The organism is Streptomyces sp. ISL-43 (assembly GCF_018614195.1).
Classification (GTDB): Bacteria; Actinomycetota; Actinomycetes; order Streptomycetales; family Streptomycetaceae; genus Streptomyces.
Genome location: NZ_JAGGOT010000052.1, coordinates 105,769 through 129,398, shown reverse-complemented (window position 1 = coordinate 129,398; position 23,630 = coordinate 105,769). Strand labels below are relative to the sequence as shown.

Genomic DNA, 23,630 nt, shown 5'->3' with positions numbered 1-23,630 from the left:
GACGCCGATACGCGCTCGATTGTCGGCGTCGTTCGTGAGGATATGGTCTCGTCGGCGGCGTGGGCCGCAGTGCTCGACTCGTAAAGCAGACGGCGTCAGGAGCGAGCAGCGCAGCCGGCAGAGGAAAACACCGAGACAGGAAGAAGGACGGACGTGTCCGGCAGCGAAAGCGAGAACCCGGTAATCCCCTCCCCGGCCCCCGCGTCGACTCGCCCCAGGGCGAACCGGGACTGGTGGCCGAATCAGCTGGACCTTCAGGTTCTCCACCAGCATTCGCCTCGGTCCAATCCGATGGGCGAGGACTTCGACTACGCGGCAGAGTTCGCGACCCTGGACCTCGACGCGCTGAAGCAGGACGTCTTCGGGTTGATGACGGCGTCGCAGGACTGGTGGCCTGCCGACTACGGCCACTACGGGCCGCTCTTCATCCGGATGAGCTGGCACGCCGCGGGCACGTACCGCATCGAAGACGGCCGGGGCGGTGGCGGCTCCGGCGCCCAGCGCTTCGCCCCCCTCAACAGCTGGCCGGACAACGCGAGCCTGGACAAGGCGCGCCGTTTGCTCTGGCCGGTCAAGCAGAAGTACGGCCGGAAGATCTCATGGGCCGATCTTCTGGTCTTCGCCGGCAACTGCGCCATGGAATCGATGGGGTTCAAGACCTTCGGGTTCGGTTTCGGGCGAGAGGACATCTGGGAACCCGAGGAAATCTTCTGGGGCCCGGAGGACACCTGGCTCGGAGATGAGCGCTACAGCGGCGACAGGGAACTCACCGGGCCTTTCGGTGCCGTGCAGATGGGACTGATCTACGTCAATCCGGAGGGGCCCAACGGCAATCCGGATCCGATCGCCGCCGCCCGGGACATTCGCGAGACGTTCGCGCGCATGGCGATGAACGACGAGGAGACGGCCGCCCTGATCATCGGCGGCCACACCTTCGGCAAGTGCCACGGCGCCGTCGACCCCGAGTACATCGGTCCGGAACCGGAAGCCTGCCCCATCGAGCAGCAGGGCATCGGCTGGACGAATTCGTACGGCACCGGCAAGGGCGCCGACTCTCTCACCAGTGGGCTCGAGGGCGCATGGACCTCCGAGCCGACGAAGTGGGACACCGGCTACCTGGACAACCTGTTCCGGTACGACTGGGAGCTGACGACGAGCCCTGCCGGTGCGCACCAGTGGACCCCCACGGACGCCTCGGCGCAGGGCACGGTGCCCGACGCTCACGATCCGTCGAAGCGGCACGCTCCGATGATGCTGACGACGGACCTCTCGCTGAAGCTGGATCCGGTCTACGGGCCGATCTCGAAGAGCTTCCACGAGAACCCGGACAGGCTCGCGGACGCGTTCGCCAGGGCCTGGTACAAGCTGCTGCACCGCGACATGGGCCCCCTCTCGCGCTACCTCGGCCCGTGGATTCCCGAGCCGCAGCTGTGGCAGGACCCTGTACCCGAGGCCGATCACGGACTGGTCGGGGACGCGGAGATCGCCGACCTCAAGGCCCGGATCCTCTCTTCCGGGCTGTCCGTCTCCCAACTGGTCACCACCGCTTGGGCGTCGGCGGCGAGCTTCCGCGGCACCGACAAGCGGGGCGGGGCCAACGGGGCACGGATCCGACTCGCGCCGCAAAAGGACTGGGAGGTCAACGACCTGCCCGAGGTGGCCGAGGTGGTGCGGGCCCTCGAGCAGATCCGGCAGGACTTCAACGGCTCGCAGGCCGGGGGCACGAAGGTTTCGCTGGCCGACCTGATCGTCCTGGGCGGGTGCGCGGCCGTCGAGCAGGCAGCGAAGAACGCCGGGCACGCCATCACGGTCCCGTTCGCACCGGGGCGCACGGACGCCTCGCAGGAACAGACCGACGTGAAGTCGTTCGCCGTGCTCGAACCGAGGGCGGACGGGTTCCGCAACTACCTCCGGGCGGGAGAGAAGCTGTCGCCGGAGACCCTCCTGCTGGACCGCGCCAGCCTGTTGACCCTGACCGCACCCGAGATGACGGTCCTGACCGGCGGCCTGCGGGCCCTGGACACCGGCTTCGAGCGGTCCCCGCACGGCGTCTTGACCGACCGGCCGCAGACGTTGACCAACGACTTCTTCGTCAACCTGCTCGACATGGGTACGGAGTGGAAGGCGTCGGCCTCGGCGGAGAACGTGTTCGAGGGCCGGGACCGCGCCACGGGCGAGGTCAAGTGGACCGCCACCGCCGTCGACCTCGTCTTCGGTTCGCACTCCCAGCTCCGGGCCGTCTCGGAGGTCTACGCGTCCGAGGACGCGGGAGAGACGTTCGTGCGTGATTTCGTGGCGGCGTGGGACAAGGTGATGAACCTCGACCGGTTCGACCTCGCCTGAGCCCGATGGTCCCGGCCGGCCGCTCACCGGCCGACCGGGACGTCCCGTGCTCGCGCCGGTCTCAGGCGATGCCCACCGTGTACGCCGCCCGGTAACCGTCGCCGTCGGGTACGGGAGCCAGCGTCATCGCGGCGCCGGAGTCCCGGAAGCGGTTGTCGCGGGTGTTGGGGTGCTTCGGCGCGGGGCGGCGGGCGTAGGGCTGGAGCGCGTACACCTTCAGCAGGAGTTCCTCGGGGAAGAAGAACTGCGAGGTCGTCTCGGTGCGGTGGTCGGGGCGCACCTTGAAGTGGATGTGCGGCGCCAGCCCCGCGTACCAGCCGGGCACGATCGTGCGAAACGCGCACCGCCCGGCCGCGTCCGTCACCTGCGTGCCGCGCAGGAAGCTGTCCCCGCCGGTGGAGTAGGTGCCCGAGGCGTCGGCGTGCCACACGTCGACGGCGGCGCCCGCGACCGGGCGGCAGCCGGCCGACACCCGTACGACGGTCAGGTCCAGCCGGAACGGCACGCCGTCGCGGCCTTCCGTGATGTCCGAGCGGACCCGGTCCAGGTCGAGGTAGTACGGGCCCGCGCCCGACTCCGCGGTGAGCACACAGGCCGGGGTGCTGCTGCCGGACGGCGAGGACGAGAGCGGCTTGGGCGTCGTGGCCGCAGGCGCGGGGGCCGAGGGCTGCCCCGCCGCCCCCCGGATACCGGCCGGGCCCGAGCAGCCCGCCGCCAGGGCGGCTACCCCGGCCGATCCCGCGGCCAGCAGCAGCGTGCGCCGGCTGGTCCGGAAGATGCCGTTCTCGGTCATGCGAACCCCTCGCGCGCTCCTGGGACCGCCGTACGGGACGGCCACCGACCGCGCCCACCGTGCCGGACCGCGGGGGTCGCGACCAGCACCGACACGCCCCGGCTCCGCTCCGGGCGGGCGGTGACCCCGTGGCCTACGCTCGGCGCATGGCACTGGAGTGGGAGCAGATCGTCGTCGACGCCGGGGACCCGGCCGCCCTGGGTCTCTGGTGGGCGCGGGCCCTGGGGTGGGTCGTCGTGAACGACTCCCCGGATGAGTACGAGATCCGCCCGGCCCCCGAACGGCTGCCGGGGCTGGTCTTCGTACCGGTGCCGGACGCCAAGACGTCGAAGAACCGCCTCCACCTCGACTTCCGCCCCGACGACCAGGAGGCGGAGGTACGGCGCCTGCTGGCGCAGGGCGCGCGCCGCGCCGACGTCGGGCAGGGCGCCGAGGTGACATGGGTCGTGCTCGCCGACCCGGAGGACAACGAGTTCTGCGTCCTGGCCTCCCGCCACGCCTGATCCGGTCGGGCCCGATCCCCGGAGGCTCTGCCCTCAGGCGCCCGCCGGCTCGGTGCCCCAGTCGGGCTCTGCGCTCTCCCGCACCGTGCCGTCGTCGTACAGGAGCAGGCAGCGGTCGAATCCCGCGGCGAACCACCGGTCGTGGGTGACGGCCAGCACGGTGCCTTCGAACCGGTCGAGCGCCTCCTGAAGGGCGTCCGCGCTGTGCAGGTCCAGGTTGTCGGTGGGCTCGTCCAGGAGGAGGAGCGTCGAGCCCTGCAGTTCGAGCAGGAGGATCTGGAAACGGGCCTGCTCGCCGCCGGAGAGGGATTCGAAGGCCTGGTCGGCCTGGGCCTGGAGTTCGTACCGGCGCAGCGCCGACATCGCGGCCCCGCGTGGCCGGCCGTCCCGGTCGCCGTCTCCGCGGCCCAGGATGTCGACGAGCGTACGGCCGTACAGATCGGGCCGGGCCTGGGTCTGCGCGAACCAGCCGGGCCGCACCCGGGCGCCCAGCCTGGCGGTGCCGCGGTGGGCCACGGTGTCGCCGTGGCGGGCTTGTTCGTGGAGGTCGCCGTCACTGCCGCCGGCTGCGAGCAGCCGCAGGAGATGCGATTTCCCGGTGCCGTTCGCCCCCAGCACCGCGACCCGTTCCCCGAAGAACACCTCGAGGTCGAACGGGTCGGTCAGGCCGGTCAGTTCCAGGCCGGAGCAGCGGACGGCCCGCATTCCGGTGCGGCTGCCCTGGAGCCGCATCCGCACCTTCTGCTGGACCGGGCGCTCCGGCGGCGGCCCGGCCGACTCGAAGCGGGCCAGGCGGGTCTGCGTCGCACGGTACTTCCCTGCCATGGAAGCGGAGATCTTGGCCTGCTGCTGGAGGGTGTGGACGAGGTCCTTGAGCCGCTGGTGCTCCTCCTCCCAGCGCCGGTGCCGTTCGTCCAGCCGCTCCAGGCGGCCGTCGCGCGCCTGGTGGTAGCCGCGGAAGCCGCCACCGTGCACCCAGACGCCGGCGGCCTCCAGGGTGAGGACGCGGGTGGCCGTCGCCGCGAGCATCTCCCGGTCGTGGCTGACGTAGAGCACGGTCTTGCGGGAGGCCGACATCATCCGTTCGAGGTGGCGTTTGCCGGGTACGTCCAGATAGTTGTCCGGCTCGTCGAGGAGCAGGACCTCGGCGTCGCTCCGGAACAGGGCCTCCAGGGCGATGCGCTTCTGCTCACCGCCGGAGAGGGTGCGCAGCTCCCGGTACTTCGCCTGGTCGAAGGACAGGTCGAGCGCCGCGCCCGAGACCACGTCCCAAGCGACCTCGGCGTCGTAGCCGCCGGCCTCGGCCCACTCCGCGAGCGCCGACGCGTAGCGCAGCTGGGTGGCTTCGGACTCGGCCTCCAGCATGGCGAGTTCGGCGTCTTCGACGGCGGCGAAGGCCTTGCGGAGCGCCGGTCCGGCGAGGGACACGAGGAATTCCTGCACCGTGGTCGCGTCGCGCACCGAGCCGACGAACTGCGGCATGACGCCCAGACCGCCGACCACGCGGGTCCCTCCGGCCGCGGGGCTCAGCTCGCCCGAAACCAGCCGCAGCAGTGTGGTCTTCCCCGTGCCGTTGGCTCCGATCAGCGCGACCTTGTCCCCGTCGCCCACGCGGAAGGACGTGTCGTGGAACAGGACCCGGCCGTCGGGCAGCCGGTACTCCAGCCCTGAGGCCTCGATGAATCCCACGGTCGACACGCCCTTCCGTCGGGGTATGGCGGGGCAGCCTATCCAGTCGACTCCCGGGCTGTGAAAGGAATTTATGCCGACAACCGCCTCTGATCGGACAGATGGTCGAAATCGGGCCAGGAGCCGTTGGTGTTCCAGCCATTCGAACGCACGACTGCTGAGATCTGACCGAAGTGCGTGAAACAGTCCCCGGAGACCGGTCACCACGGCGCTTGTGTGGCAGCCGGCAGACCGCAGGGTGCGCCGCGGCAGTCGTGTACCGGTGCCGCTCCAGCGTCCCTGTCCACTCTGAACAGAGGGGAACCACCATGGAAGCCAGTGCCCAGCGTCCCGCGAACGAGAGTGTCGAGGACGTCGAAATGCAGCACCAGCAGGATGGCGGCGCGGTGCGGGCCGAGGTCGAGTCCGACGGCCTCGTCTTCAAGCGCGAGCTGCTGAACGAGTTCCTGGCCAACCGCGTCCGGAGCTGATCCTCGCCGGCCGGCCCCGTCCTTCGGGGCGGGGCCGGTCCGGTCCCTTCCCGACCACCGTGACGGTTACAGGGGGAATCGTGGCTGTTCCGAACATGCCCCGCCGGGCGGATGGCGGTGGCACGCTCACCGTGGACCTCGATGCCTGGCCCCTCAGCCTCGACCCCTACCACGTCGTCGACTTCAACCAGGCGCTCGTCCTGGACGCCCTCGTGGACCCGCTCACCCGCGAGTGCTCCGGCGCCGGGCCCGACGGGCGGCCGCGCGTCCTCCCGTCCGCGATCGAGGGCCTCGAGCCGCTGGACGACGGACGGGCCTGGCGCCTCACGCCCGCCGCCGGCCAGACGTGGCCGGACGGCAGCCCGGTGACGGCCGGCGAGATCGCGGCCGGGGTACACCGGGCCTGGGGGCCCACGGGATTCCCGTGGCCGGCCGCCCACGCGCCGGGCGCCGGCGGATCGCCCGTACGGAGCCGGGTCCTCGCCGCGGACACCATCGAGGTCCGTTCGGACCTTCCCCTGCCGTTCCTGCCCGAGGTGCTGGCCTTCCCCGGCGCCGCGCCGGTGCGGGAGTCGGGCGACGCCTGGACGGCCACGGGCCCGTACCGCCCGTACCGGGCGGACCGCAGGCTCGGCCGCATCGAGCTGCGGCGTCGCGATTCCCGTCGCACGAGGCCCGGATCGGCGCAGGCCCTGGTCTTCCAGGTCCACTCCGACCGCGGCCGGGCGGAGGCGGCGGTGGCCGACGGAAGGGTCGACCTGTCCCTCAACACCGGCCTGCGGCCCGCCGACTTCGCCCGGCTGGCGGAGAGCGAACGGGCGTACGTGACGCCCCTGGCCCTGGCCTGCCAGCTGTGGGTGCGTCCCGGGACCGACTCGCCGCTGGACCTCCCCGCGGGGCGGGCCGAGTTCGGCGCGGGATTCGACCGTGAGGCCGTCAGCGCGGCCCTGGCCCGGACCGTCCTGCCGCTCCACCGCTACAGCGCGCTGTGGACGCCCGGCGGCGGCCGGCCGCTCGGGGCGGACGGGCCGCTCCGGCGGCGCGTCCCGCCACCCGGCGGCCGGTCCGAACTCACCCTGACCTACGCCGATTTCCCGCCCAACGACGACGTGGCGCGGGCGATCGCCCGGGACCTCACCGCACGCTTCGGCCATGACGTCCGCCACCGGCCGCTGAGCTACCGGGAGTTCGCCGACGCGGTGGCCCGGCTGGACTACGAGCTGCTCTACTGCATCAATCCCGCCCCCGTCGCCCACCCCGCGAGCCTGCTCACGCCCTTCCACAGCACCTCCGCGACCGCCCGCTCGCTGGGGTTCGCGGACGCCGCCACGGACGCGGCACTCGACAGGGCCCTGCGGGAGCCCGGGCCCGACGGCGGGACCCGGGCCTGGGCGCGGGCGGAGGACACCGTACTGCGCACCGCGCCGGTCGTACCCCTGTTCAAGGTCAACAGCATCACGCTGGTCCGGCCGCAGCTCGCGGCGCCGGACATCGCCCCGTCGGGCGTGATGGCGCTGGAACGGGTCTTCCGCCGCTCCCCACCCACCGCCATCGACCGGAGGGACACCACCGCATGACGCAGAAGAACAGCGGCGACCCGGCCGGCCTGCGGGCGGCCGAGCGTACGCCGCAGGAGCTGGCCGAGCTGGGCGCGCTGCTGAGCCGGCAGCCCGCCCGCCCGGTGCAGCTGCCGGAGTTCCTCCCCGGCGAACAGGCCCTGCGGCTCTCCGAGACCGTGCAGGCGATGCCCACCTGGCGCTCCTCGCCGGTCGTGTGGAACCCCGGCCGGCACTCCACCCGGGGCGTGAGCGCCGACGAGTGGGACGCCACCCCGGCGGAGCTGCGCGCCGCCGTCCGGGACGTCGCCCAGGACGTACCGGCCCTCTTCGACGAGGGGTCCGGCTATCCGGCGGAGTACCGGAGCCTGCTCGCCGACCTGTTCGTCTTCGCCTGCATGGGCCCCGAGCTGCGTGCGCTCCTCGACGCCTGGGTGGCTCCGGGCAAGCCGCTGCGCACCAACATGGAGTTCGCCCGGTACGGGCACGGCGACCGGCTCGGCGAGCATTCCGACGCGGAGTCGGACACCCTGTTCGTCCTCAACCTCTATCTCGACCCCCGGTACCGGGAAGCGGACGGCGGAGTGCTCGGCTTCCGCAACGAGGACGGCGAGGAGTTCGCCATGCCGCCCCGCTTCAACAGCGTCTCCGTGATGCCGATCCGCCCCGGCTGCGTCCACTGGGTCTCTCCCTGGCGCGTCGCCCGCCCCGGCCGGCACACCGTGAGCATCGCCGCCGGCCCGGAACCCCTCCCTCGCACCGTCCACCGAGGAGATGCCTGAGATGAACCGTGTGGTCCTGGCCTTCCCCCCACTGGTGGAGTCGAGCTTCGGCCGGTACTTCCCCTCACTCGCCGTACTGGCCGGCTATCTGGGCAGCCGCGGCATACCGGCCGACCAGTGGGACCTCAACGAGGAGTTCGCCCTCGCCCTGCTCGATCAGGAGCACCTGCGCGCCGCCGCGGAGGGCAGGCTCACCGGCCTGCCGCCCACTTCGGCCGAGGTGATGAGCGCGGTCGCCGGCCGGTGGCTGGGCGCCCACCCCGAGGTGCTCTTCGACGCCGAGGGCCGGCACGCCTTCGCCGCGGACACCGGCGCCGCCTACCTGCTGTCCGCCCTGGCGAAGCCGTACCTCGTGGACCCCGAGCCTGAGTGGCTCGGCGACGGGGAGCTGCTCGGCTCGGGGCGCACCGAGGTCTACCGCGCCTTCTACGAACGGCTCGGGCTCGGCCGCCGCATCCCCGGGGACGTCCGCCTGTTCGGGATCTCGGTGCCGATGGGGCCCCAGCTCATACCGGCGCTGCTGCTCGCCGAGGCGGTCAAACGCGCCCGCCCGGAGCTGCGGGTGGTGCTCGGCGGCCCGACGCTCTCCCTCATGCAGGAGGAGGACCTGTCCGTACTGCTGCGGACCCACCACCAGGTGGACGCGGTGATCCGGTTCGACGGGGAGCTGCCGCTGGTCCGCCTGTACGAGCAGGCGTGCGACGGCGGGGTGTGGGACCCGGCCGCCGTGCCGGGGACGTCGGCCCGGTCCGGCGAGTCGGTCGTCCACGCGGCCCCCGGCCCCGGACTGCACCCCAACGTCCTCCCGCACGCCGACTACGACCGGGTGCTCCTGGGCCGGCTGGCGGGGGCAGAGATCGGCATCATGCAGGCGCGCGGCTGCTATTGGGGCAAGTGCGACTACTGCGACTTCGTGGAGCTCTACGACGGCAGCCCGCCCTACCGGGGCCGCTCCGTGAAGACCTTCGTGGCCGAACTGGAGCACCAGGTCGAGGTCCACGGTGTCCGGCACTTCGAGCTGATCACCGAATCGATCCCGCCCGCTTTCGCGCGCCGGTTCTGCGATGAGGTGATCTCCCGTGGTCTGGACGTCACATGGAACTCCTTCGCCATGGTGGACCGGCGGTTCGACGCGGAGCTGCTGCGCCTGATGGTCCGGGCCGGATGCGAGTACCTGGTCATCGGCATGGAGACGACCAACAGCCGGGTGCTCAAGCTCGTCCACAAGTCGGCGGACAGGGACGAGAACATCCGCTTCATGCGCGAGGCGCACGACGCCGGGATGAAACTGCGGGTCAACCTCATCCCCGACCTCCCGTCGACGACTCTGGAGGAAGCGCTGGAGGCCCTGGGGGACGTCGCCGAAATGGCCGACTGCGTCGAATTGTTCACCGTGTTCCCCTTCGAGGCGACGCGTTCCTCGGAGATCGGCCGCAACCCCGAGCGCTTCGGGCTCGTCGTCGCCTCGGAGATCGCCGGGACCGACCAGCAGGCCCAGTACGCCCTGAACCACCTCGGCAGCATCGACCCGGCGATGACCGACCACGAACGCCTGCGCGTACACCGGGCGTTCCGGGACTTCAGCGTCGCGCACGGCTCGGACAGGATGCGGGAGACCGGCACCGCCTTCCTGGACCGGATGCCCGAACCCGGCGAGCCGGTCCGGTTCGGCCTCGAGTACCTCGACGTACTGCCCCGGGGCGGCGAACTGGTCGTCACCCACATCCTCCGCAGGGAACGGACCGTCCTGCCGGCCGTGGTCGCCGCGGCCCTCGCACCGTGGCGCGACGGATCACCGCTGACGCTCGGCCGGCTGGCCGAGCTGCGGGGCGCCGGCTGGGCGGCACAGGTGATGGGACAACTCGTCGAGGCCCGGATGCTGATGCCCGCCGCCGCACCCGCACGGCCCGCCCGGAGCGCCCGGGTCGGGACGCTCCACGGCTGAACCGGACCACACCGGAACACCGGACCACACCGGCCCCGCCCCTAGAAGGAGAAGCATGAGCGACGCCACCACGGACCACGGCCGTCCCGTCGGAGCCCGCCCTGCGTCGGCGGCTCCGACGCAGACCGCCGCCTTCGTCGCCCCCGAGCACCTGACACCCGCCACCCTCGACCGCCTGCACACCTGGTACCACGGGGAGGAGCAGAAACCGCTGGCCCTGCGCAACTTCCTGCTCCCCGAACTGGCCACCTCGCTGGCCGCCGCACTGCGGGCGATCCCCGCCTGGGACCGGCACGCGGCGATCTACGAAGGCCGCCTGAAGAAGACGGAGTTCTGGGGCGAGGACGTCGAGCACGACCCGCGCATCACCATCTCCCAGTTCATCGTGCGCGACATCAACGCGCTGCTCGACGACGGGGCGATGGACGCCGCCCACCAAAAGACGCTGGAGCAGTTCATGGTCTTCTCGGTCCTCTCCGATGCCCTGCGCGGCTGGATCAAGGCCGGCACCGGACTGGAACTGCGCAGGCGGACCGTCATGGAGCTGGCCGCCTACCGGGACTCGGACGCCCTGGGAGCCCACCAGGACCTGGTGCCCGGCCGGGTGATGGCCGTCAACTTCTACCTGGACGAGGACTACCGCCCCGAACACGACGGGCGGCTCGGCTTCCGCGACGGCAAGGGCACGGAATCCCATGTCACGCCCCTGTTCAACACGGTGTCCCTCATGCCGATCCGCGAGGACTGCTGGCACTGGGTGGAACCCTTCGCCGGAGACCGCGTCGGCCGGTACACGATCGCCATCGGACAGCACCTGGAGGGAAGCTGAGCCCCTTCGTACGCCTGGTCACGGCCGTGGCCGTCCACGAGAGCGCGGACGAGACACTGCTGAGTCTGGGCGACAGGCTGCTGCGCGTGTCCGGTCCGCAGTCCGCCCTGCGCGAGACGCTGCGGCTGCTGCGCGCCGGCACGGCTCGCGAACCCCTCACCGCATCCGGTGCCGGGCAGGGTCTGCTGGAGGAACTGGACCGCCTCGGATGGCTCACCTCCGAGGAGCCCCGCACCTTCCGCGGCGAGACGTACGAGCGGCAGGCGGACTATCTCGCGCTGTTCACCCCGGACACCGCCGCCGCCCAGGAACGCCTGCTGCGGAGCCGGGTGGCGCTGATCGGCGTGGGCGGGATCGGCAGCGTCGTCACCCAGCACCTGGTCGCGTCCGGCGTCGGGGCGTACTGGCTCCTGGACCCCGACACGGTCGCCGGGCACAACCTCAACCGCCAGTTCGTCTACGGGCCGCAGGACGAGGGCGCGCCGAAGGTCGAGGCCCTCGCCCGGTACGTGCGCGGCGTGCGGCCCGACGCCGAGGTCACCGGGGTCCGGTTGCGGGTGACCGGCGCCGCGGACCTGTCCGCGGCGCTGCCGGACGACCTGGACCTGGTCGTCGTCGCGGCGGACGGGCCGCCCGGCCTGGCGGCCGCCGTCTGGGAGTGGGCCGGTGTCACGCGCACCGCGATGTCCATCGCGGCGGTGGGTGTCGGGTCCGGTTTCTGGGGGCCGCTGCTCGACCCGGGGCAGGGCAGCTGCCTGGACTGCTTCGAACAGCTCAGGAGGACGCGGTTCACCGCGGTGGAAAGGGAGTTGGAGGAACGGTCGGCCGACCCGGCGCCGTTCTCGTTCGGACCCGGCAATACCGCGATCGCGGCCATGCTCGCGCACGACATCCTCCAGTATCTGTGCAGCGGCGACTGCCCGACCCTGGAGCGGCGCGCGGTGCTCGACTTCGTGCGGCAACGGATCACCCACAGCGAAAAGAGTTCTTGCACGTGTCCGAAGAAGTGATCACAGAGGGCAAGGAGCGCCCCCGGAGGGCATCCTTCAAAGGCACCGGCTTCCTGCGCTTGTGGAGCGGCGAGACGGTGTCCCTGGCGGGCGCCGAGGTCACCTTCATGGCCATGGGCATCGCGGCGGCCACCACCCTGGCGGCCACACCCTGGCAAATGGGCGTGCTGGAGGCCGCGGAGTCCGCGGCCGTGCTGTTGCTGGGGCTGTCCGCCGGAGTGTGGGCCGACCGCTACGAGCGGCGCAGGATCATGCAGCTGGCCAACGCCGGGCGGTTCCTGCTCGTCCTGTCGGTTCCGCTGCTCTTCTGGCTGGACGCGCTCACGATGCCGGTGCTCTACGCCGTCGTCTTCGGTGTCGGCGCCCTCACGCTGCTCTTCGACAGCGCCATGTCCGCCTACCTGCCGAGGCTCGTGCCGCGCCACCAGCTGGGGGCGGCCAACTCCTGGATGGAAGCCAGTACTTCCGTCGGCAGCGTCGCCGGGCCGGGACTCGCCGGTCTGCTCATCCAGATCATGAGCGCCCCCTTCGCGCTCATCGTGGACGCGGTCAGCTATCTGGTCAGTTCCGCGGCCCTCGCCGGCCTCCCCAAAGCCGAACCGGGCGCCGCCGACGGCGCGGGGGACGACGAGCAGGGCGACGGCAAGCAAGGGGCCGCAGAGGGCGCGGAGCCGGAATCACACCGCAAGGCCGTCCTCAAGGGGCTCGAACTGCTGCTCCGGGACCGCGTCCAGCGCCCCATGGTCCTGGCCGCAGCCCACTTCAACATCTTCCACGCGATGTTCTTCTCCGTGCACACGCTCTACGTCCTGCGCGTCCTGGGCTTCAGCCCCGCCCTGCTGGGCGCGACCAGCATGGCCGGCGGAGTCGCCGGACTGCTGGGCGCCACCTCGACCACCACGATCACCCGCTTCCTCGGGCAGGGCCGTGCCCTGATCCTCGTCTACGCCTCTCCCGGCCTCTCCGCGGTGCTCGTCCCGCTGGCCCACTTTTCCCACAACAAGGCCCTCGCCGTCACGCTGGTGGCCCTGTCCACCTTCACCTGGACCTTCGCGGTGATCATCAACCTGGTCATCAGCGAGACGGTCAAGCAGACGCTGGTCCCCGACCGGCTCCTCGGCCGGGTCACGGCCTCGACCCGGTTCATCAGCTGGGGGGTCCAGCCCGTCGGCGCGCTGCTCGGTGGCTGGATCGGCGGCCTGATCGGGCTCTCCGAGGTCATGCTCCTGGCGGCAGTGGGCCTGTTCACCTCGGCCCTGTGGCCGCTGCTCAGCCCCGTACGCCACCTCGTGGAAGCACCCGCCCCGAGCGACACCGCCACCCCGGACGAGCGGTAGGAGGCACAGGTGCGGATGTCGGACCCGGTGGGTCACACACTGGCCAACGGCCTGCGGGTGGTGGTGTCCCGCGACGCGTCCACCCCGGTGGCCGCGGTGTGTCTGCGCTACGCCGCGGGGTCGCGTGACGAGCCGACGGGCCGCACCGGGCTGGCGCACCTCTTCGAGCACCTGATGTTCCAGGGCTCGACGAACGTGGCGGCGGGCGGGCACTCCGCCGCGGTCGAGGAGGCGGGCGGCTTCACCAACGCCTCGACCGGGTTCGAGCGCACCGCGTTCTTCAGCGCCGTCCCGGCCGCCCATCTGGAACTCGTGCTCTGGCTCGAAGCCGACAGGATGGGCGGACTGCTCGACGCGTTCACGCCGCACGCGCTGGACACCCAGCGCGAGGTCGTCCTCAACGAGCGGCGGGAACGCTACGACAACGTCCCGTACGGCACCGGCTGGGAGCAGCTCGTCGCGATGTCGTTCGGGCCCGGACACCCCTACCGGGACCTGCCGGCGGGCAGTCCGCACGACCTGGCCGCCGTGACCCCGGCGGACTGCCACGCCTTCTTCCGCCGCCATTACACGCCCGACCAGGCGATCCTCTCGGTGGTCGGCGACGTGGCTCCCGACCGCGTGATCGCGCAGGCGCAGCGGCACTTCGGCCACATCCCGCCATCCCCCGCGGAGGCCCGCGACGGGCACTTCGCCGGCTCCTCGCGCCTTCCCGGGCGCCCCAAGCCGGGGCTTCCCGTGGAGACCCGTCGGCGCTCGGCGCAGGCCGTGCCCGGCCCCGCCCTCATGGCCGCCTACCAGCTGCCCCCGTCCGGCGGCCGGGACTGCGACGCGGCGGACCTCGCCCTGACCCTGCTCGGCGGGATGAGCAGCAGCGCCCTGCACCACCGGCTCGTCCGGACCGACCAGCTCGCCCACAGCGCCCGGTTCTCGCTGATGCCCCTGCACGGGGCCCCGTCCCTCGGCCGGCTCCACGTGCGGACCGTACCGGGGGCCGGGCCGGCGGAGGTCGAGGCCGTCATCGGTGAGGAGATCCTCCGCTTCACCGAGAAGGGGGTGACCGAGGAGGCGCTGCGAGGCGCCAAGGCGCTGATCCGGCGCGACTGGTACGACCGGCTGGCGACGCCGGTCGGACGGGCGGAGGAACTGTGCGCCCACGAGGCCGAGTCAGGCTCGGCGGTGACCCTCGGCACCCGGCTGGACCAGGCCATGGACATCAGCGCCGAGGAGGTGCGGCAGGCGGCGGCCCGGTGGCTGTCGCCGGAGCGCGCATGCGTTCTCACCTACGAGAACCAGCACCCGGCCGGGGCATCCGCCGGGTCGGCCACCGGGACACGAGGAGCAGCCGTATGAGCACGCCGCGCCCGCCGTGGACCGCACCCGCCCGACCGCCCCGGCCGGTGCCCGCGGCAGTGCCCCCCTGGCAGTTCCCGCGGATCCACGAGGAACGTCTGGCGAACGGCGTGACGTTGCTGACCTGCGACCGGCCGGGCCAGGAACTGCTCACGGCGGAGATCGTGGTCGCCTCGCCCCTGGCCTGCGAGCCGAGGGACGTGGAGGGCGTCATGGGCATCCTGGCGTCCGCCCTGGCCGAGGGTGTGCGGGGGACGAGTGCCCTCGACTTCGCCCACGCGCTCGAACACTGCGGGGCCACCCTGGGGGTCGGCGCCGACCACGCGGGGCTCCGCGTCACCCTCGACGTGCCGGGTCCGTACCTCGAAAGGGCCCTCGGGCTGGTCGTGTCGGCGCTGCGCGAGCCGCTCCTGCCGGCACCCGCCGTCGAGCGCCTGCGCCGCTCCCGGCTGCACGCCTGCGCTCGCGAGCGGCTCGACAGCGAGCGCCGCGCGTCGGCCGAACTCCACCGGGTGGTGTTCGCCCCGCAGGACCGGCGTTCGCGCCCCGCCCGGGGAACCGAGGAGACCGTGCGGCAGATCGACCGGGACGCGGTGGCCGCCTTCCACGCGGCTCATGTGCGCCCGGCGGTCACCACGGTGGTCCTGGTCGGCGATCTCACGCGGCATCCGGCCGACCGCGCGCTGCGCCGGCTGCTCGGCGGCTGGCACGGGGAGCCGGGCGCACCGGAGGTCCGCCCGGCCCCGCCGGTGCGCGACGGTCCGGCCGTCGTGCTGGTGGACAGCCCCGAGGCGGTGCAGACACGGCTGGTCCTGGGCCGCGCGGCCGCCGGGCGGGCGACACCCGGCTGGGATCCGCTGCTGATCGGCAACCACTGCCTCGGCAGCTCCGTCACCTCGCGGCTCGACCGCGAACTGCGGGAGGCCAAGGGCTACACGTACGGCTTCCACAGCCGGCTGCTGGCCATGGGCCGCCAGTCCCTCGCGGTGGCCACGGGCGCGGTGGCCGCCGCGTCCACGGCGGCGGCCCTGGACGGGGTGTTGAGCATCTTGCGCGGTCTGGGGTCGCAGGGGCTGACGGAACGCGAGCGGGACGCGGCGGTGGCCCAGATCGTCACGGCGGCGCCCATCCGCTATCTGCGATCCGCGGACGTGGCGGAGGAGATCGCCCTGCTCGTCCTGGACGGGCGCGCCCCGGACTCGCTGCCCGACGCCTTCGCACGGGTCGCGGCGCTCTCCGCGCAGGACGCGACCGCCGCGCTCCTGTCGGCCTTCCGGCCCGAGGCCATGGTGACGGTGGCGGTCGGGGATGCTGCCGCGTTCCAGGCCGGGGTGGAGGACCTGGGCATCGGCCCGCTCACGGTCGTCTGAGGTTCCCGAAGGGGTGGCACCCTTGTCAACCCCCACGGTTAGGAAACTTTCCGATTGAGGTCACCAACTTCCTGTTGGTCCAGACCTGTTGACGGCGACCCATGCGGACGATTAGGTTCCCGGCCACGAAGCGGCAACGAAGCCAACTCCCCCCACCTGAACCGGCGTACGGCCCTGCGGCGGGCCCTCTCCGCCGCGCCCTCCCCATGACCTCTCCGCGGCCGCACGCCCCGGCTTCGCGCCTCACGCCGTCCCCCCATTCCCACTGGAGGCACTTCCTTGCGTACCCCCACCCGAACCCGCACTCGCACTCGTCTGGCCTGCGGCCTCGGCGCCACACTGCTCGGCGCGGCCGCCGTGCTGACCTCCCCCGGTGCGGCGTTCGGCGCCAACCTGCTCACGAACGGCGACTTCGAGGCCGGCACCACGGCCGGCTGGTCCTGTTCCGGGGGCCTTGGCTCCGTGGTCGGCTCCCCCGTACACGGTGGCGGCAAGGCGCTCGCCGGGGCGGCCGGCGCCTCTGACAACGCCAAGTGCACGCAGACCGTCGCCGTGCGGCCGAACACCACGTACACGCTCTCCGCGTGGGTCCGGGGCAGCTACGTCTACCTCGGGGTCACCGGCGGATCCTCCACTTGGACGACCTCGACCGGCGCCTACTCCAAGCTGACCGTCAGCTTCACCACCGGCGCCTCCCAGACCAGCGCCCAGGTCTACCTCAACGGCTGGTACGGGCAGGGCACTTACTACGCCGACGACGTAGCCCTGGACGGCCCCGGCGGCGGCACCACCGACACCCAGGCGCCCACCACGCCGGGAGGCCTCGCCTCCACCGGCAAGACCTCCACCACCGCGTCCCTGGCCTGGACCGCGTCCACCGACAACGTCGGCGTCACCGGCTACGACATCTACCAAGGCGGCGCCAAGGTAGCCACGTCGGCCACGAACAGCGTGACCGTGACCGGCCTGACCCCCAACACGGCCTACACCTTCAGCATCCGCGCCCGCGACCTCGCCGGGAACGCCTCACCCGCCTCCAACACCCTCAACGTCACCACCGACAACGGGACGACGCCGACCGGCTTCAAGCAGGCCGCGCCCTACCTCTACCTCGGGTGGGGCAACCCGCCGAGCGCGACCACCGTGATGAACGCGACCGGCGCGAAGTGGTTCACCATGGCGTTCATCCTCTCCTCGGGCGGCTGCAACCCGTCCTGGGACGGCCAGCGCCCGCTGACCGGCGGTGTGGACCAGAGCACCATCGCCTCCATCCGCGCGGCGGGCGGCGACATCGTGCCCTCCATCGGCGGCTGGCAGGGCAACAAGCTCGGCCCCAACTGCTCCACCCCCGAGGCCCTGGCGGGTGCGTACCAGAAGGTCATCGACGCCTACGGCCTCAAGGCCATCGACGTGGACATCGAGAACACCGACGAGTTCGAGAACGCCGTGGTCCAGGACCGCATCCTGGGGGCGCTCAAGATCGTCAAGCAGAACAACCCCGGCCTGAAGACCATCCTGACCTTCGGCACCAGCACCACCGGCCCGACCAGCTGGGGCAACCGCCTGATAGACCAGGCGAAGGCGCTGAACGCCGGCATCGACGTCTTCACCATCATGCCGTTCGACTTCGGCAACGCCTCGACCGACATGTACGCCGGCACCGTCAGCGCGACCGAGGGCCTCAAGTCCAAGCTCAAGTCCACCTTCGGCTGGGACGACGCGACCGCCTACGCCCACATCGGCATCTCCGGCATGAACGGCGTCAGCGACACGCAGGAGACCACGACCATCCAGAACTGGACCGACATCCGCAACTGGGCCAACTCCCACCACATCGCGCGCCTCGCCTTCTGGTCGGTGAACCGCGACCGCGGCTGCCCCGGCGGCGGACTGCAGGAGACCTGCTCCGGCATCGCCCAGAGCGACTGGCAGTTCACCTCCATCACGACCGGCTTCACCGGCTGATCCACCCGTCGACCCGGCCGGGGGCCGTCGCCGCACACCGGCGACGGCCCCCGCTCGGCGTCGGTCCGGCGTCAGCGGCGCGGGTCGGGGTCCTCGAAGCCGAGTACGGTGTCGACCCCCCCGGCGCAGGGCACGGGCCGTGGGCGGCGGGGCGTAGGAGAGGCGGAACAGGAGCAGTTCGGTCTCGTCCGGGCGCCGCGGGACGAGGGCGGAGAGCCGCTCGCGCAGCGCGTGCAGGGTGGCGGTCTCCGTCGCGTCGAGCCCGGCGCCCTCGCCCTGCTCGACGCGGGCGAAGAGGTACAGCAGTACGGTGACGGGCTGGAATCCGATGCCCATGGACGTCGCGGTGAGCCAGAGGCGCTGCAGGGCCCGGCCTCCGTCGAAGTAGGCCCGGGAGCCGGTGCCGGTGCCGGTGAGGCAGCCGATCGCCGAGGACGCCGCGACGCTGTCGCGGGCTCCTTCCTCGAAGGCGCGGCCGCCGCCCATCTGCCGGACGAAGGCGAGGTGCGGCCAGTGCCGGGCGAGGGACAGGCCCGCCAGGTCGGTGGCGTCCGCTTCGAGGGTGGCGACGTCGATGCCGTCGCGGGTCGTCCGCGCCTCCTCGGGGGTCCAGCGCAGTTCGCTCATCATCTCCTGGTGCAGGCGCGGGGACAGCATGCGCAGCCGGTCGCCGGCACCCAGGATGCGTCCCGTCTCCTCCATGTCCGCACGATCGGTGATCAGGTGCAGACGTGCGCCGCTGTCGGCCGCGCAGCGCGTCAAGGCCTGCCGGTGGGACTCGTCCAGGGGAACGGCGGGGCCGGGCCGGCGGTTGGTGGCGCGCCGGTCGATCCAGTCGGCCAGGTCGGGCCGCGATGTGCGCGGGGCCTCGGAGAAGGTGAGCTCGCAGACGGCGCCGGGGTCGGCCGGGTCGGGGAAGGGCCGTACGTGGCAGGCCCAGCCCGCGGCCCGGGCGGCGAGGTCGATGTTCTCGACGGCCGCTCCGATCGCCAACTGGGTGGCGGCCCCCCGGAAGTCGAGCAGCGTCGACGGCTGTGTGTCGTCGGTGCGGCAGTGCAGCACCGGGCCTCGGGCCACGAACTTCCACGGCTGGACGTTCCCGCCCGAGGGGGCCCGGATCCCGTACTCCACGAGGCGGCGGATGCCTTCCTCGCCCAAGGCCGCACCGGAGTCGGGCAGCACGAGCGGGGAGGTACGGGTCTTCGCGCCGGGCCCTGGTGCGGTGCGCGCCGCGGGCGGCGCGGGGGGCGCAGTGTGGGCCTGCGCGCCGTCGCGTACGAGCTCCGCCGGGTCGACGAAGAAGCGGCCCGAGGCGGTGAACTGCCCGAGCAGGACACGGCGGGCGGTGTCGGTGAGCACAGCGGCGCCCAGGGCCACCCCCGAGGCGAGCTGGGGCCACGAGGAGAGGGTGTGCCCGATCTCCATCAGCGAGGGGGCCATGCGCTGCGAGAGGTTCTCCGGGCCGAGGATCCGCAGGACGTGGGGCACCTTCTCGCGGACCGACAGCCCCTTGAGGTCGGCGGCCGCCACACCGTCGATCAGGCCGTGCAGCAGGGGCCGGTCCGGTTCGAGGTCGAAGCGTTCCACGTCCAGCATGCCGCGCTCGTTGGTCTCCATCAGCACCGCGATCCCGTGCGCCCGGGCACGCTCACGGGCGAAGACCTTGATGTAGAGGTCGTCGCATTCTTCGACGAACAGATCGGCACGGCCGTCGCGGCCGTCGCCGGTGAGGAACGCGTCGACGTTGTCCTCGGTCAGGCCCTCGGGCCATATCGAGATGTCGAGATAGGGATCGATCTCGTACATCTGCCGTGCGGTGATGACCACTTTGGACAGGCCGATGTCGGTGACCGAGGCACGCAGCCGGTTCAGGTTGGAGAGGGAGAGCCGGTCGAAGTCCGCGAGGCGGAAACGGCTGCCGACCCCTTCCTGGGCGAGGGTGAACGCGCTGGCGGCGCCCACGGAGAGGCCGGCCACGGCGATCGTCCTGCCGGTGAGGCCGGCCTGTTCCGCCGCTGTGATCTTGTGCTGGTTGCGGGACTGGCGCAGCTCGCGGTACTCGGGCCGGGGCAGGACGTGCGCGAGCCGGCGTGACCACGGATACCAGACCCACGTCCCGTACTCCAGGGGCGACCGCCCGTCGAGATGCCCTTCGACCGCCGCCGCGAGTTCCCCGGCGCTCGGACGCCAGGCAGGGCGGCGGGTGGCGAGCAGCTCCGCCACCTGTTCGGCCAGGGTGTCCCCCACCTCCGTCGCCTCACCGCGGGCCAGGAGCCCGGTCAGCTCCGACCGTTGGGCGGGGTCGCCCGCGGCGAACAGCCGGGGACGCCAGGTGTTCGCGTCTTCGGCCGTCCGGGCGACGGACTTGATGTGCGCTTCCAGACTCATCGTGCACCTCCGGCGGTCGTGATCGGGGATGAGGGAGCGTGGCCGGTGTGGGGGTCGGGGTCCGGTCAGGCTTCCGGTGAGAGCATCGCGGGCTCGAACAGCCGCAGGCCGAGCTGGTCCACGCAGGCGCGCAGGACCGGCTCGGGTATCCGCTCGGGCGTGCTCCCCAGCTCCTGCCGCAGCGAACGCAAGGCCCGCGTCAGCCGCGCTTCCCGCTGGTGGAACGCCTCGATCCGGTCGAGGGAGTAGTACGAGGTGACGCCGGGCAAGGGGACGTCGGCCAAGGGTTGTTCACGGCGCCACCGGTAGCCGCAGCGTTCGTACGTCCCCGTCAGCCGGTCCGAGCAGCTGCCGAGCAGCGCCGTGGCGCCGAGGGTTTCGGCGGCGGCGATCCCGGCGACCACCAGGACGGTGACGAGATGGCGTCCTCGCCAGTGCGGTGCCACCCACGCGCCGGAGAGTTCCGCCACGGCCTCTCCCCGGGCGCGGGCCCGGGCGACGGCGGAGGCGACGTGCGGGCTGCGGAGGTGGATCTCGGAGGGCAACTCCCCTTCGACGCCGTGGTGGACGCGCACACCGCCCACGAGCCGGCCGTCGTCGTCGACCGCTGCCACACAGCTGAGCGCGTCGGCGCCGACGCGCGGGTCGCCCTTTCCGAACCTCACCATCTCCTCCTGGCCGAGCCGGGCGTACGCCTTCTCCTGCCCGGCGAGGAACTCCTGGTAGAGGGGGTCGTCGAAGTGGATGTCGAACAGTTTGAGGTGCAGGGGGGGCCTCGGGGTGTGGGCGGACCGGATCGGCGGGCCGTCGGTTCACCAGTTGGGGTTCAGCACGAGGAGGAGGTCGTCGGGCTCGGTCATCCAGGCGTCGAACTCGGCGGGGGTGAGGTGGAGGGGGACACCGGCGTGGTGGGCGGTGAGGGCGGCCAGGGAGGACAGGGCTCGGGCGGGGTCGGTGCCGGTGAGGTGCTCGCGGACGGGTGCGAGGGCGGGCAGAACGGTGGTGCCGGTGTGGGTGCGCGGGCCCAGTGTGGCGGTCGCCGTGGCCAGCAGGCCGGTGGTCAGGGAGGCGGCGAGGAGTTCGTGTTCGAGCGTGAGCGTCCCGGTGGTGCGGGTGCCGCGGGCGATGACGACGGCCGCCTGCAGGCCCTGGACGATGACCGTTCCGGCGGCCTGGCCCACGAGCCCGCCGACCAGCGCTCCGACGACGGGGACCGGGATCACGCTCTGGGCGACGGCGCCGCAGGCCCAGGTGAGGCAGGCGTGCAGTGCGGCTTCGGCGCCGCGTGCGGCGAACTCGCCGCCGTCGATGCGCCCTTGCGCGAGCTGGAGACCGGCTTCGGCGACGGCGAGGGCCGCGGTCGCAGTGGCCGAGGCGAGTTCCCCGCCGCCGAACGCGGCGGGCAGTTGCCCGGCGCGGCCCGCGGTGCGGACCAGGGAGGCGAGCCCGGCCAGGGAGCCGGAGCGGGCAGCGCCGCGGGCCGCCGCCGCGGCCGCGGTGAGCGCGGCCTGGGCGGGTGAGGTCTCCCCGGCCCGGATCCGGGCCAGCTGCCCGGCGGCCGCGATGGCGGCCTCGGCCGCGGCGCCCGCCGCGGCCCCGGTGGCGGCGGCCGCGGCCGCTTCCCGGCCGGCCGCCTGGCGTACCCGGCCGCGCATCCACTTCTCCGGGTCGGTGGCGTGGCGGTGGGCGTCGGCCAGGTCCACGGGCTGCGAGGTGATGGCGCCGTACCGGATGGAGTCGCCGAGGTGGGCGTGGGCGTCGGCGTAGTCGGCGAAGCCGATTCCGTCGGGGTTCATGGTCAGGCGCCGTTGCAGGAGGCTGTCCACGGCGGCCACCTTGTCCCCGGCCACCAGGCGTGTCATTCCCGTGTAGTGACCGCGGCGGATCTGATGTGCGGTGCCGGACGCCGAGGCCATCAGCTTGGCCTGCACCTGGCCGACCGTCTTGGCGCCGTCGACGAGCAGGACGTCCGCCGCAGCCGTCTGCGATCCTCCCGCCATCCACTCCGACACCACCGCCCGCACACCGGCCCCCGCCCGGGCGGCGGCCTGGTTGAACGAGAGCGCGTGCTCCACCTCGAAGAGATAGCCCGCCCGCTGGGCATTGGCCAGGGCCGCATAGCGGCGGGCGAGGCGCTGCACCGTCTCCCTGGTGTCCAGGGTCTCCATCGTCGCCGCGGCGAACCTGCGGGTCGCGGCGTCCGCCGCCGCCCACGCCGCCTCACCCGCCACCCGGGACGCGGCGGACGCCGCCTTGCCGGGACCCGGAGACGCTTCCGCGCTCACGCCGCGGCCTCCAGAGCCGACAGCCGCGCCCGGGCGTCCGCGACCACCCGGCCCGAGAGCTCGCATACACGCCCGTCCTCACCGGCCGGCGGCGCCCCCATCACGGCGACGGTGGCCACGGCCAGGTCGAACATCTCCTTCACCAGGGCCCGTGCGCCGAGGCCGTAGGACCCGTAGTCCTCACAGCGGTCCACCAGTTCGGCGAACGCCGGCTGCCGGGCCTCCATCGCCCGGCCCAGGTCCATGAGGACCAGGCGCGTCTCCCGGCTGCGCTGGAACACCGCCGACAGCTCCGCCCGGGTCTTCTTCAACTCCCGTCCGGCTTCGGCCAGTCTGCGGGCGAACTTCTTCTGCTCGTCCTTCACCGCGCGGCCGCGCCATTCCAGCAGGACTCCCGCCGCCAGCAGCGCCGGGCCGGCGACCAGCGCCGTCATCACCAGCGTGCCCGCCGCGACCCCGCCGCCCCCGGCCGCCAGCGACCCTCCACCCAGCCAAGCCAGGGTGGCGCTGGTGGCCGCCGCCCCCGACAGCCCCGAAATCGCCGTACCGGTCGACGCCATCGCGAAGGCTCCCACCGCCGCGTAGGCCACGGCCCCCACGCCCGCGCCGGCGGCAGCGCCTCCGGCCAGCGAAGCCACCGCCGTGGCAGCCACGTGCCGCAGTTCGCGCAGCTCCACGTCCGAGACGCCCGAGCCTGCCGGGTCCACGGGCGCCAGCTCCGCCAGGTCCACGTGCTTGAGCCGCCCGAAGACTTCACGGAAGGGGACCAGGGCGTGGTCGTAGACCATCCGGCGGCGCTCCTCCTGCGCCTGGCCCTCCTGCCGGATGTGCCGCTCCAGCTTCTTGCGCCGGCGCTCGAGCTCCTCGAACCGCCGCTCGTTCCTGCGCGCGAGCAGAACCGCTTCGACCATCGCCACCGGCATGACAAGCCACCCCCCTGCGCCGACACTGGGCGCACTCGGCACGGCGGGCAGCCGTTGCCCTCCGGTCCCGCCACCATCCCCCGCTCGCA

At 72.6% G+C, this 23,630-nt stretch carries 17 protein-coding genes and 1 pseudogene; 12 read left to right on the top strand and 6 right to left on the bottom strand.

Features of this window, described 5'->3' with window-relative positions; all coding sequences use genetic code 11:
- Nucleotides 1–153 precede the first annotated feature (153 nt).
- Nucleotides 154–2,343, top strand: coding sequence for a catalase/peroxidase HPI (gene katG, locus J7F03_RS28795; protein WP_214954567.1), 2,190 nt, complete (start codon nt 154–156; stop codon nt 2,341–2,343).
- Nucleotides 2,344–2,404: 61 nt separating this feature from the next.
- Here katG and J7F03_RS28790 read toward each other — a convergent pair whose 3' ends face one another.
- Nucleotides 2,405–3,136 carry an intradiol ring-cleavage dioxygenase gene (locus J7F03_RS28790; protein WP_214954566.1) on the bottom strand — a complete coding sequence of 244 codons (732 nt, stop codon included), beginning with the start codon at nt 3,134–3,136 and terminating at the stop codon, nt 2,405–2,407.
- 146 nt (nt 3,137–3,282) lie between these two features.
- On the opposite strand from J7F03_RS28790, the gene J7F03_RS28785 reads away from it, so the two are divergent.
- Entirely contained in the window at nt 3,283–3,639 is a 357-nt protein-coding gene (locus J7F03_RS28785; RefSeq protein ID WP_214954565.1) for a VOC family protein, read from the top strand.
- A gap of 33 nt (nt 3,640–3,672) precedes the next feature.
- Here J7F03_RS28785 and J7F03_RS28780 read toward each other — a convergent pair whose 3' ends face one another.
- Nucleotides 3,673–5,328, bottom strand: coding sequence for an ATP-binding cassette domain-containing protein (locus tag J7F03_RS28780; protein ID WP_214954650.1), 1,656 nt, complete (start codon nt 5,326–5,328; stop codon nt 3,673–3,675).
- Nucleotides 5,329–5,636: 308 nt separating this feature from the next.
- Here J7F03_RS28780 and J7F03_RS28775 point away from each other — a divergent pair, with 308 nt between their 5' ends.
- The 10 genes from J7F03_RS28775 (at nt 5,637) to J7F03_RS28730 (ending at nt 17,945) form a co-directional block, all read left to right on the top strand.
- Nucleotides 5,637–5,798 (top strand): hypothetical protein, encoded by a 162-nt coding sequence (locus J7F03_RS28775; protein ID WP_214954564.1) that lies wholly within the window; start codon nt 5,637–5,639, stop codon nt 5,796–5,798.
- Nucleotides 5,799–5,878: 80 nt separating this feature from the next.
- Entirely contained in the window at nt 5,879–7,375 is a 1,497-nt protein-coding gene (locus tag J7F03_RS28770) for an ABC transporter substrate-binding protein (RefSeq protein ID WP_214954563.1), read from the top strand.
- Nucleotides 7,372–8,136: a 2OG-Fe(II) oxygenase gene (locus J7F03_RS28765; protein ID WP_214954561.1), complete on the top strand. Its 765-nt coding sequence runs from the start codon at nt 7,372–7,374 to the stop codon at nt 8,134–8,136. Before J7F03_RS28770 ends, J7F03_RS28765 begins: the two co-directional genes overlap by 4 nt.
- 1 nt (nt 8,137) lies before the next feature.
- Nucleotides 8,138–10,081 carry a radical SAM protein gene (locus tag J7F03_RS28760; protein ID WP_214954559.1) on the top strand — a complete coding sequence of 648 codons (1,944 nt, stop codon included), beginning with the start codon at nt 8,138–8,140 and terminating at the stop codon, nt 10,079–10,081.
- Nucleotides 10,082–10,136: 55 nt separating this feature from the next.
- On the top strand, nt 10,137–10,910 hold the full coding sequence (locus J7F03_RS28755) for a 2OG-Fe(II) oxygenase (protein WP_214954557.1): 774 nt from the start codon (nt 10,137–10,139) through the stop codon (nt 10,908–10,910).
- A 26-nt stretch (nt 10,911–10,936) separates the two neighbouring features.
- On the top strand, nt 10,937–11,920 hold the full coding sequence (locus tag J7F03_RS28750; RefSeq protein ID WP_214954554.1) for a ThiF family adenylyltransferase: 984 nt from the start codon (nt 10,937–10,939) through the stop codon (nt 11,918–11,920).
- Nucleotides 11,905–13,257: an MFS transporter gene (locus tag J7F03_RS28745; RefSeq protein WP_214954551.1), complete on the top strand. Its 1,353-nt coding sequence runs from the start codon at nt 11,905–11,907 to the stop codon at nt 13,255–13,257. The genes J7F03_RS28750 and J7F03_RS28745 overlap by 16 nt, the downstream gene beginning before the upstream one ends.
- A gap of 15 nt (nt 13,258–13,272) precedes the next feature.
- Entirely contained in the window at nt 13,273–14,610 is a 1,338-nt protein-coding gene (locus J7F03_RS28740) for a pitrilysin family protein (RefSeq protein ID WP_214954549.1), read from the top strand.
- Complete coding sequence (locus J7F03_RS28735) at nt 14,607–15,980, top strand: pitrilysin family protein (protein ID WP_214954547.1); 1,374 nt, start codon at nt 14,607–14,609, stop codon at nt 15,978–15,980. The genes J7F03_RS28740 and J7F03_RS28735 overlap by 4 nt, the downstream gene beginning before the upstream one ends.
- Before the next feature lie 279 nt (nt 15,981–16,259).
- Complete coding sequence (locus tag J7F03_RS28730) at nt 16,260–17,945, top strand: carbohydrate binding domain-containing protein (RefSeq protein ID WP_374104402.1); 1,686 nt, start codon at nt 16,260–16,262, stop codon at nt 17,943–17,945.
- Nucleotides 17,946–18,113: 168 nt separating this feature from the next.
- Here J7F03_RS28730 and J7F03_RS42770 read toward each other — a convergent pair.
- The 4 genes and pseudogenes from J7F03_RS42770 to J7F03_RS28710 all read right to left on the bottom strand — a co-directional run.
- A pseudogene (locus tag J7F03_RS42770) lies at nt 18,114–20,333 on the bottom strand (Rv1355c family protein); the annotation flags it as partial.
- Between the two features lie 65 nt (nt 20,334–20,398).
- Nucleotides 20,399–21,001 carry a GNAT family N-acetyltransferase gene (locus tag J7F03_RS28720; protein WP_214954545.1) on the bottom strand — a complete coding sequence of 201 codons (603 nt, stop codon included), beginning with the start codon at nt 20,999–21,001 and terminating at the stop codon, nt 20,399–20,401.
- Between the two features lie 144 nt (nt 21,002–21,145).
- Nucleotides 21,146–22,618 (bottom strand): hypothetical protein, encoded by a 1,473-nt coding sequence (locus J7F03_RS28715; protein WP_214954543.1) that lies wholly within the window; start codon nt 22,616–22,618, stop codon nt 21,146–21,148.
- Nucleotides 22,615–23,541, bottom strand: a complete 927-nt coding sequence (locus J7F03_RS28710; protein WP_214954541.1) for a hypothetical protein — start codon at nt 23,539–23,541, stop codon at nt 22,615–22,617. The genes J7F03_RS28715 and J7F03_RS28710 overlap by 4 nt, the downstream gene beginning before the upstream one ends.
- Nucleotides 23,542–23,630 lie beyond the last annotated feature (89 nt).